9 protein-coding genes and 1 pseudogene are annotated in these 10,066 nt (G+C 67.6%); 8 read left to right on the plus strand and 2 right to left on the minus strand.

Translation table 11 applies throughout. The annotated features are described in order from the left end of the window. On the minus strand, positions 1–444 hold a 444-nt coding region (locus GA0115240_RS29755; protein WP_141709010.1), incomplete at its 3' end, for a hypothetical protein. 605 nt (positions 445–1,049) lie between these two features. Between GA0115240_RS29755 and GA0115240_RS38845 the strand changes: the two are divergent. The 3 genes and pseudogenes from GA0115240_RS38845 to GA0115240_RS36415 all read left to right on the plus strand — a co-directional run. Continuing rightward, a pseudogene (locus tag GA0115240_RS38845) lies at positions 1,050–1,222 on the plus strand (XRE family transcriptional regulator); the annotation flags it as partial. Between the two features lie 171 nt (positions 1,223–1,393). Further along, positions 1,394–1,708, plus strand: coding sequence for a hypothetical protein (locus tag GA0115240_RS36410; protein WP_141709011.1), 315 nt, complete (start codon positions 1,394–1,396; stop codon positions 1,706–1,708). Positions 1,709–1,990: 282 nt separating this feature from the next. Continuing rightward, entirely contained in the window at positions 1,991–2,233 is a 243-nt protein-coding gene (locus tag GA0115240_RS36415) for a hypothetical protein (protein ID WP_141709012.1), read from the plus strand. A 39-nt stretch (positions 2,234–2,272) separates the two neighbouring features. On the opposite strand, the gene GA0115240_RS29765 is transcribed toward GA0115240_RS36415, so the two are convergent. Further along, positions 2,273–2,797, minus strand: a complete 525-nt coding sequence (locus tag GA0115240_RS29765; RefSeq protein ID WP_093741428.1) for a hypothetical protein — start codon at positions 2,795–2,797, stop codon at positions 2,273–2,275. 82 nt (positions 2,798–2,879) lie between these two features. Here GA0115240_RS29765 and GA0115240_RS29770 point away from each other — a divergent pair, with 82 nt between their 5' ends. From GA0115240_RS29770 to GA0115240_RS39465, 5 genes are all read left to right on the plus strand, one after another. Continuing rightward, positions 2,880–7,070: a CHAT domain-containing protein gene (locus tag GA0115240_RS29770; protein ID WP_107407234.1), complete on the plus strand. Its 4,191-nt coding sequence runs from the start codon at positions 2,880–2,882 to the stop codon at positions 7,068–7,070. Between the two features lie 121 nt (positions 7,071–7,191). Beyond that, a complete protein-coding gene (locus GA0115240_RS29775; protein ID WP_141709013.1) occupies positions 7,192–7,854 on the plus strand; it encodes a hypothetical protein in 663 nt (220 codons plus the stop codon). A gap of 369 nt (positions 7,855–8,223) precedes the next feature. Beyond that, positions 8,224–9,279, plus strand: coding sequence for an integrase core domain-containing protein (locus tag GA0115240_RS29780; protein ID WP_176725210.1), 1,056 nt, complete (start codon positions 8,224–8,226; stop codon positions 9,277–9,279). 87 nt (positions 9,280–9,366) lie between these two features. Beyond that, on the plus strand, positions 9,367–9,516 hold the full coding sequence (locus tag GA0115240_RS37400; protein WP_161302575.1) for a hypothetical protein: 150 nt from the start codon (positions 9,367–9,369) through the stop codon (positions 9,514–9,516). A 331-nt stretch (positions 9,517–9,847) separates the two neighbouring features. Beyond that, the gene (locus tag GA0115240_RS39465) at positions 9,848–10,036 is read left to right on the plus strand and encodes an AAA family ATPase (RefSeq protein ID WP_093741437.1); all 189 of its coding nucleotides are present in this window, start codon (positions 9,848–9,850) and stop codon (positions 10,034–10,036) included. Positions 10,037–10,066 lie beyond the last annotated feature (30 nt).

The following is a 10,066-nucleotide window of genomic DNA, read 5'->3' on the forward strand; positions in this document are numbered from 1 at the left end:
AGTCGGACTCTTCACCGGCGTGATCCATGCCCACACCTTGTCGTGGCCCGCTGACCGCCACCCCGTGCACGTTTTGTGCTTCGACCCCCAGTAGTCCTTGGCCCACAGCTCCTTATCGTATGCGGCAACTCCACCGATCCTCTGCATCAGCATCAGACGGTAGCCCTGGTACAGGTGATCCCCCGTCACGTTGAAGCACATCTCGACCTTGCCGTACGACTGGACATGGCTGGTCTCGTGGGGGCTCTTGTAGTCGTAGATCCACTTCCCGCTGATGCCAAGCGGTTGGGCACTCAGAGCTGGAGACGCATTGATGCCAGGAGCCCCCTGGGGTCGGGTAGGCGAGGGCGAAGCCTGAGCTGTGGCGGAGGCTGTGGCACTTCCGATGACGACGGCCAAGATCGCCACGATCGTGGCGAGACGTGATTGCTTGCGTGCGTTCATGAGGAATGTTCTCCCGTCCTGTTTCCGATCAAGCAGCGCAACAGGCCACGCCATCGTCGAGGGCGGAGGCCCCGACGGCTGTGGCAGCATGCCTGACTTCCGCGCCGCTCTGCTTGCGACCCATCATGTGGGAGCGGCAGACAGCAGGTCCGGCAGCAGCAGACGTTGAGGGAAACGAGGGACGTCCCATGCCCTGACCTGCTGGGACAGCTGTGGCAATGACACCAGGCTGGGACGGTCGAGCGAGACAACGCCGCGCCGGCGCCAACTTCCGGCCGTGAGCTGCCGACCCCGACCGGCGCGGCCGCGCTGCGTGCTCGGTGCTGCTCGGTGCAGCGCAGCTTTGGTACGACCGATGGGAGCCCGGGCAGGGAAGGGGTTGTTGCTTCGGGCAGCAGGCGAGCAGGTGGTCCTGGTAGTCGGCGACGGCGTTCTTGTAGCGCTGGACGAAGCCGGGGGCGTTCAGGCGCTCGTGCTTGGGCATCGCGGTGATGCCCAAGCAGCACCAGGGCGGAGGTGGCACTCGCCAGCAGCGGGAGCCATGGGCCGCGTTCACCCCGCACGTTGACTCCGCACCATCCGCGCCGGCCTCGCGCCCTGTGGCGGCCACCTACATGGAGCGGGAGGTCCGCAAGGACTGGCAGCCCCGCGTCCAGCGGCGCGCGAAGAAGCAGGCGGCCACGGCCACGGGCATCGTTGTCGAGACCGGGCCCGCTTCGGGTTCACCGCAGCCCCCGGGTCGACCGATGACGGCCGGATGCCACGCATCACCCAGCATCCGTCCCTGTTGACCGGCCGTCCTGCCTTCGTGCGGTAGTCGCACGAAGGCCGCTCCAAACGGGCCCCACGTCGAGGGCGCTTCTGCGAGGCATCCGGCCGCCGCCACCCGGCGAACAACTGCTCCGCGACTCGCAGGCCAACGACGAGAGCGGACCACTACCCTAGACCGATGATGCGCGACCTGATAGCCGCGTTCAGCAACACCGCGCGGGATCGGATGACCGGTGCCGGGCGGCGCAAGCAGACCGGCGACCTCTACACCCACGACCTCGGCAACGGCTTCCATGCCTCGGTCGGACTCAACCGCGCCTCGAAACACCACCCGCTGAAGATCAACCCAGTAGTCGGACTGCGCTACGACCCCCTCGAACGACTCCTCGCAGACATCCAGGGGCCTCATCCCCGACGGCGGCCACCATCGCCCGACCGGTCGGCTACCCCCCGGCAACAGCTTCCTACAGCTACAGGTCAGCGAACCGGGTGACGCGGAACGGGCCGCTGACGAGCTGCACGAACTCGTTCAGACCTAAGGCCAGCTATTTGCCCGGCAACATACCAGCGCAGAAGCACTGCTGACCGCCCTTCAGGCAGGCGGCAATGTGCCCAGCCCCGACCGAACCAGGCTTCTCCTCCCAGCCCTTCACTTCCTGCGCGGAGGCATGAACGAGACCCGCTCATGCCTCGCACACTACGGGCAGAACACGAGCATGCCGGTCGTCGCCGAGTAACACCGGTTCGCCAACGCCCTGACCACACGCTTGCCGGCATGAACCAGCCGCCGCACAGCTGGCCTGCCCGATATTCCCTCAGCCATGATCACACCCCCGGCATCCGCCGCGGCGTCGCCCGCCACGCCCTCGACCCGGCCGCCGCCTCCCGCCTGTGGCAGCTCTCGCAGGACCTGCTCGCCGCCCGCTGCAGCCGCGCACCGTGCACCGCGCCCGAGGCCAGCCGGGACAGCGCCGCCTGCCCGGTCTGCGCAAGTCGCACCTTGGAGGCGGATCTATGAGGGCGCGCCGTCCCCGATTCCCGACTGGGGATTTCGCCCCTACGAATGCTCTGGTCCCGCCACCGGGAGGCGGGACCAGAGCACCACCGGGCTGTCGCGGTCCACCCGGGCCAGGAAGCGGGCGCTGCCCAGATCGCACTCGAAACGCCACTCGTGGTCTGCGGGTTCCTCCGCCGCTGAGACGAGCCGAGGCTGGCCGGCGCCCTGCGGTGCGGTGGCTGCCGCGGAGAGCGTCACCTTCGCCCATGCGGCCTCGAACCCCCATGCCGGGGTGGCGGAGACGGGACCACGGTGCCGGCTCCAGCGGTTGCGGAGGGCGGTACCCCCTGCCGTGAGCAGGAACGTGGTGAGGGTGGCAACGGAGGTGTCCCTCGCCACCGCCGCGATGTCGTCGACGGCTCCGCGCTCGGGTATGCCCTCGGTGGCCAGCGCCGCCCGGGCCACGCGCAGTTCAGCCTGCTCCAGGTCAGACAGGTCGGCGGCGTCCGGCAGGAGGAAGACCACAGATGAAGCGCCGCCAGGGGCCAGCGGGAAGGCGACGGGGTGTTGCGCTCTGACTTCCACAGTCTCTCCCCCACGGATTGAAATCCCCCCGGAAATGCCGGGTGCCCCGGTACGATGATCTCCTCATCCCGCAGGAGACGACATGAATGGCGTAACGCTCTCGCAGGAGCCTGCGTTACCGTGGCGATTACGGCTGTTCTGGCATACGGAAACCTACCGGTGGATAAGGGCGGCTCGCAGGCGGGTCCTGGAAGTCGTCACCGTTCTGCCGCTCGTCGTAGTGGGAGCAGTGTGGGAGTGGCGCCGTCCGGACACCCGGCCACTTCCCGACGGCTGGGCAGTGGCGCCCTTCCGCTCCTGGAATGCGCAGGAATCCGACCTGCTGTCGAACGTCAACGAGGCTGTCAACGCCGCCCGCGCCGCGGCCTGGTTCCCGATCCTGATCGCCCTCGCCGTCCACCTGGTACTACGAGGACGCCTCGCCCACACGCTTATGGCCCAGATCGAGCTCATGTGGGAGGTCACCACCAGCCCGGGCTATCTCCGATTCGCCCGCAAGCTCCTGCTCGCCCCCGCCATAGCCATGGCATCGGCGCTCTACCTCTTGCATAACGGCTACGGCTCGTGGACGTCGCGGTACGTACCGCTGCTCGTGGGCATCGCCCTGGCTCCCCTGCTCGGAATGGTCCGGGACCGGATCTCCAGAAGGCCGGAGACGAGTGCCGGATTCCGCGTCCCCGTGCGGATGATGCTGACGCGGCGCGGGCGGCGTGCCGTAAGGGACGTGCGTCGCCAGGACGCGTTCCTGCAGGCAGGTACCGGGTGGTGGCGGATCACGATCACCGTCGACGGGGTCGAGAGCGACCCGACGCTGCCGGACGACGCGCCCCCGGAAGTCGCACGGGAATGGCGTGAACGATGGTTGCTGCGGCGGGCACGGGAGTTCGCGAGCGTCGGCGGTGCCCGGTCCCTCGCGTGGTTCATTGCATGGGCCGTCGAATCTGCGGCATCCGTGGGGGAAACGGACACCGTCGAGTACCTGATGCGCTACGCGGAAGAGACTCCTGGTGTGACCGGGGAGGGAGCGTACCTCGCCGCCGAGGCAACCTTCCTCGACGATATCGGCTCCACCGAGGCTGCCGCCCGCTGGTGCAAGGCGCTGGCCGCCCGAGGGCGCACTCCGCTTGCCCTGACGGTGCTCTCCGCGCATCACACCGGCACCGGCACAAAGCCGCCCGCCCCTTCCCCTGCCAGGCTTGCCCGGCTGGCCTGGTACGGCACCGGACACCTGTTCCCCTTGGAGCTGGCAAACCGCCTCTACCAGGACTGGGGCCCGGCGCGAGGTCTCGCTGCCAGCGAGCGCCTGGACGCCATCGCTGCGGCCGTCGCCCAGCAGAGCCGGGCCGGACTTCTCTCCGCCGGCGTGCGCCCGAACGCCATCGCAGTCGCGGCCGCAGTGGCCGTCGCCGGGCAGTCCGGCGCGAACTACGCGATGCACTATGCGCAGATGGTGCGGGCGCACGCCCGCGCGCTGACGGTTCTGGGGAACAGTCCGGAGCTGGACCCGCCGCAGGCCGCCGCGGCGTACATGACGGCCGTCGAGAAATACACCGAGGTCAAGGACCGCGGCGGAATCGGCAGCGCTCTCGCCCACGCCGCCCTTTGCGCGCTCGAGCATCGCCCCCGCGCCCGTCCCTCCGAAGCGGAACACGCCATGGACCTGCTGCGTTTCGGGCTGGGACTGCTCGACGAGTTCCGCATCGGACTGCGGCGCCCGCAGCTGCGCAGCGGCCTCGCACGCCACGTCGAGCCCCTCCATGACGCCGCTCTGGACATCCTGGCGCGCGAGAGGCAATGCTCGCCTGCCAAGAAAGCCGAACTCGCCCTGTGGCTCATGGAGTCACGTCGCCGCGCCGCACGTGACCACGCCCTGGCCGCTCCTGAGGTGCCCGATGATCCGGAATTCGCGGCCCTTTGGGAGGAGTTGGAGCAGCACGAATCCCTTACGCGCGTGGGGACGCCCTCTGGCGACGGGACCTGGTTCGGGCAGTGGATGGCTGCCCTCGCGACGCCTGGGCTCGCCGGCGCGAAATCCGCTCTGAACGAGTGGGTCGACTCCCTCCACGCAGTTCTTCCTCCCCCGACCGCCACCGACGTGCCACAGCTCCTGCGTCGGGTCGGGGACGGCGTGGTCCTCGCGCTGCGCACCCGTCGCGGGCCGGCGGGATGGACCGTCGACGCGGTGATGGCGTCCGTCGGGAGCGGGATGACACTGCGCCGTTCGTTTCTGCCACGCCCTGAGGGAACGACAGGGATCGCACCAGACCCGGTGAGTGTGGCCCACAACGGTGCCCTGGCCCTCGACGCGTTGGAGGACGGCGATCGTGAGGCGGTCGGACATCTGAGTCGAAACGTCGAGTGCAACCTGCTGGCGTGGATGGAGATTGCGACTGCAGTCCTACCGCCCGGACTGCAGGACGCCCTCGCCGCTTCGGCCGAAGCAGGCCGCCCGCCCGTGCTCCTGGTCGTACCCGACGGACCCGTGGCGAGCCTGCCACTGGCAGGGTTCCCGCTCGACCGTCAGGCGCTGCTGGGTGAGTGCGCGCTCGTGACGTATGTGCCGTCGCTGGCGCTGCTGAACGAGCCGGTGGCCGACGCTGAAGCGGTGGGAGCGACCGATGACCCGACCGGCGCATTCCCTTCGGCAGCCACCCCCGGCACGCCCCCTGAGTCAGGCCCACGCGTCGTGGTTCACCTTGACCGCAACGGGCTTCGTTCCTTCCAGGCCGAGGAGCGCCTGCGTGACCGCTGGGCCGCTGAAGTCCGGGTCACGACGGACCGACAGGGCCTCTTCGAGGGGCTCCGGCACCGGCCCGCGCCCGACCTCGTCCTGATCTCCGCGCACGGCGAGTCCGTGCCCGGTCTGACTCGCCATCACGAGCGTCTGCCCCGGCTCGCCGACGACACCCTGCTGTCGGCAACCACTGCGCTCGGCCTGCCGTGGCCGCGGACCGTCGTCCTGGGGACCTGCTGGGTCAACCATCTGGAGGCGGCATTCGGCCGGGACCCGGTCAGCTTCCCCATGTCGTGCCTCCTGCGGGGAGCCACCACCGTCATCGGCCCCACCGGCCCGTTCCACGACGCCGTCGCCTCCGAACTTCTCGCGGGGTGCGCCGCCGACGTCCTCGACGGCACCGACGTGTGGACTGGCCTCCACGGCCGGATGCGTTCGGGACTGCGCAACGCATTCGGCGACCCCGCCGCCCCAGCTGCTGGGGCAGGCCTCGCCGTATGGACGGTACGGCCCCCCGTTTCCCCTGCCCGAGTGACATACCAGCCCACTTGGACGTCCGAAGGCGCCCTGGTGGACGACAACGACCCGCCGCCAGAGGGACAGCGTCCGCGCAGCGGCAGCGAACTGCCGCTCGCCGCCTCCGACACCGTGAGCTCCGCGCTGAGGCACGCGGCCCGAAACCGCGACGCCCAGGGGGTCGTCGACACACTCGGCCTCGCGACATCGATCGCGATGGTGGAGCCAACCGGACGATGGGACGACTTCTTCGGCACGCCGGACTCCCCAGCCTCCCCGCACGCGTCCAACGCAGCGGGTGACTCGGATCCGACCACAGATGTCCTGATGACCGACGGCTCCTACATCGAGGCGACAGCGTCGGTCGCGACTGTGCTGCACATAGCCGACCTGCTGCGAACCGTGCTGCGGGATGAGAGCCTCCTCACTCAGCACGTGATGTACGGCCTGATCCACGCGGTCGACTCGGCGGCGCACGCTCCGTTGGGGTTCGGCGCCGGATCCGAGGAGCAGTGGCGGAGCAGGCTGTCCGACCATGCCTTCGGCGGTCTCAGCCTTCCCAGCCTGGCAGAACTGGCGTCCACCGAACAGGGGGCGGACCAGGGGAGGGAGCAGGAGTCCGGCACGCTGCCGGACGACCCGCTCTGGGACATGCTCACGCGGCTTGCCCGGCGCTCGCGCAAGTACCTGATCGTTGGCGCTGCCGTGGCAACCCTCATGCTTGCGCTCGTCCTCCAGGGGCTGGAGCGCGTGGCCGACACACCCGGTCTGGGGGTCGAGTACCGGCCGGGCAACGACGCGAACGCCGTTCAGATCGAATACCTCGTGCCCGGCGGTCCCGCTGACCGGGCCGGGCTCCACGTCGGCGACCTCGTTCTCACCCAGAATCCCCTGACCACAGGAACGGTGGATCTGCTGGTGTCTGCCCCGCCGGGTACGGCACCGCGCCATGTGACGCTCCACTCCGTCATTCCCCGCTGCTTGGTCACCACGTGCCTAGCGCTTCCGGGCTCGGCGCAATGAACTGGTGGGCTGTGACGAACAGATGTGATCACACACTGCCAGCACCTACCATATGGCAGCCGGGCAGAGGACTTTCAACGGGGTGCGTCGAGAATATTCGCATCGAGGGGGGCGTGGCGCCATGGAACTGAACGCTGATCTCAGAAAGCTCATCCACGAGAATTCGGAGAAATACGTTCCGAGCTGGGCGGTAGTGTCCGACCCGAAGGACTCGGCCCAGGGAAGATACGCTCCGCTCAATATGCAGTGGAAGCACGGAGTACCGGTCGCACTGCAGGGCGAGGAGACCTGGTCGGGCAGTTGCTATATCGGCTGGGTGAAGATCGCGGTGACGGTGGACGACGCCGGTGGACCGTTCGACACGCCTGACAGCGCGCGGACCGTAAAGGTGTGCGAGTGCATGGGCACGATCGTCACCACCGATCGGCGCATCACGGGGAAGCTCCAGGGTGGGACGGTACTCGGCCGACCGTTGAACGACGGCCAGTGCTTCCTCTTCTCGCTTGACTACAAGGACGCGCGCAGCGCCCAGCCCGTGCTCAAACCGAAGGTATTCGGCTCCCCCCAGGTCGCCGGCGGGCAGATCGTGTGCGCCACAGCCGGCACGGGCGGGGTGAACATCGTGCCGAGTCGAGGGCTGAATAACCCGTGGGATCCCAGTCGGCGCAGCGTCTGGGGGCGGGGCGTGGGGCTCGACCTGTGGCAGACCATCGTCGCGGCGGCCGGAGGCGGAGCAAAGTCAACATCGACCGCCGAGGTCCAGTTCCCCGGCCCACGGTCATAATGACAGCTTTTCAGACACTGTCGGGACGGTGGTCATTGGCGCGTAAAGCCGCCTTCCCTTCGTCCACCTCCGCCTGGCGCGAGGCGAGGCGAAGCCACGCATACGCGTGGTTGGGCCAGAGGCGGGCGCCGCTGGCGGCGCGCAGTTGGATGCTGCCGCTGTCCTCGATGTGCAGGACATTGGTGGCGCCCCTGGCCGCGGTCGCCCGGGTGGCCTAGGAATACCGGTCGTAGATCACCAGGTTGCCGTCGCATTGGAGCAAGGAGATGCCGGGGCCCGTACTGCTTCAAAATCCCTTCACAACTGCTGACCTGGTCTGATGCTCCCAACCGGACGACCATCCGGCATCATCGCAACGTGCTCCTACGGATGATCTACCTACTGGCCACCCGGATCTTCGCCTGGCTTGTCCTTCTATGCCGATCCTCTGCTGCAAAGAACGCCGAGATCCTGCTTCTCCGGCACGAGGTCACGGTGCTGCGTCGACAGGTCGACACCCCGAAACCGACCTGGCCAGACCGCGCCCTGTTCGCAGCCTTGGCCCGGCTGCTGCCGCGGATCCTGCGCAACCACCGGATCGTCTCTCCGCGCACTCTGCTGGCCTGGCACCAGCGCCTGGTCAAGCAGAAGTGGACCCAGCCCAGATCGCCAGGACGGCCACCGATATCCGATGAGCTGCGCGAACTCATCATCCGGCTCGGCGTCGAGAACCCCCGATGGGGCGCCCGCCGCGTCCACGGCGAACTCCGCCGCCTCGGGCACAGGGTCAGCGCAGCCAGCGTCCGCCGCATCCTGCGTCAGGCCGGCCTCGGACCCGCACCGCGACACCAGTCGCCCCGCGGCGAGTGGGCGGCGTTCCTGAAAGCCCAGGCCGGCGGCCTGCTCGCCACGGACTTCTTTCACGTGGACACCATCGGGCTGCAACGGCTGTACGTCCTCTTCGTTATGGAGGTCGGCACCCGCAGCGTTCACATCCTCGGCGTCACCGCTCACCCCACCGCCGCCTGGGCAACCCAGCAAGCCCGGCAACTCCTTTGGCAACTCGGTGCCCGCGCTGCCGACTTCACCCACCTCATCCGCGATCGGGACGCCAAGTTCACCGCCGCGTTCGATGCCGTCTTCGCCAGCGAGAACATCGCAGTGACCAAGATTCCCCCGAGGAGCCCGAACTGCAACCCGCACGCCGAACGCTTCGTCCGGTCTGTGCGCGAGGAATGCGCTGACCGGCTCCTGATCTACAACCGCGGCCACGCACACAAAGTCCTTCACGAGTACGCCACCCACTTCAACCGACACAGACCCCACCAGGGCCGAGGGCAGCTCGCTCCCCTCGACGACCCGAACATCATCCCCCTCCCTGCAACCCGGACCGAGCGGCGGCAAGCGGTCACTGGCCTTATCAACGAGTACCACCGGGCAAGTTGATCAAGGGGAAAGGTCCCAGGTCAGAGACGGTGAGGCCGTTTTGAAGCACTACGGGGCCTGGCACTAGATGGAGCCTCCACGAGTACGATGCTCGCGACCGGCATACTGGATGCGGCGACACTCGGCACCGGCGCTGTGGGCGATGAATTTGCCACCGAAGGCGTTGCCACAGGAATCAAGTTTGGCTACAGCGCATTCAACGTCGGCGTCAATCTTGCTGGAACATTTGAGGATTGACCGTCTCAACCCGGGGACCCGCCTAACGGCGGGCCCCCGGGTCCCGCCTTCCATGGAGAGCATCATGTACTTGGCCTATGGCGCCGGTATGGCGAATCCCGCCGGTATTACGTTCCTCATAGTTTGCTTCGCTCTGGCCGGCGTAGCTGTTTTGATCAAACGACGCCGGAAATAGATTTTTAGGTCCTCCTGCTGTGAGCATGCGTTGGAAATCAACTTCCATCATCGCCCGCGACCACAGGATGTCTGGTACGCCTCGTATCCCGGACTCCGTTCTAGCCGCGACGGGCATGAAAGCCCCCAGGAGTCATTTCGCGACATTTTGAAGCATATGAGTCCCAAGATAGGAATTCTGTACCTGCTGGACGAACCGGAGGTCGGGCTCGCGCCGAGACTTACGGAAGAGCTCATCTCTTGGATGGACGGTCGCGTCGGAGACGGATGCCAGTTCATTATTGCAACCCACAGCATGACGTTGGCCGCTCTGAAGCACGCGCAGGTGATCACTGCCGGCCAGTAAGCAGTGGCATGTTGAATGCCTCCATCTACT

The organism is Streptomyces sp. DvalAA-14 (genome assembly GCF_900091855.1).
GTDB lineage: Bacteria > Actinomycetota > Actinomycetes > Streptomycetales > Streptomycetaceae > Actinacidiphila.

Bases quoted from the DNA above. Each gene is read 5' to 3' on its own strand.
- GA0115240_RS36410 (WP_141709011.1), top strand. From the start codon at position 1,394: ATGATGCGCGACCTGATAGCCGCGTTCAGCAACACCGCGCGGGATCGG.
- GA0115240_RS36415 (WP_141709012.1), top strand. From the start codon at position 1,991: ATGAACCAGCCGCCGCACAGCTGGCCTGCCCGATATTCCCTCAGCCAT.
- GA0115240_RS29770 (WP_107407234.1), top strand. From the start codon at position 2,880: ATGAATGGCGTAACGCTCTCGCAGGAGCCTGCGTTACCGTGGCGATTA.
- GA0115240_RS29775 (WP_141709013.1), top strand. From the start codon at position 7,192: ATGGAACTGAACGCTGATCTCAGAAAGCTCATCCACGAGAATTCGGAG.
- GA0115240_RS29780 (WP_176725210.1), top strand. From the start codon at position 8,224: ATGATCTACCTACTGGCCACCCGGATCTTCGCCTGGCTTGTCCTTCTA.
- GA0115240_RS37400 (WP_161302575.1), top strand. From the start codon at position 9,367: ATGCTCGCGACCGGCATACTGGATGCGGCGACACTCGGCACCGGCGCT.
- GA0115240_RS39465 (WP_093741437.1), top strand. From the start codon at position 9,848: ATGAGTCCCAAGATAGGAATTCTGTACCTGCTGGACGAACCGGAGGTC.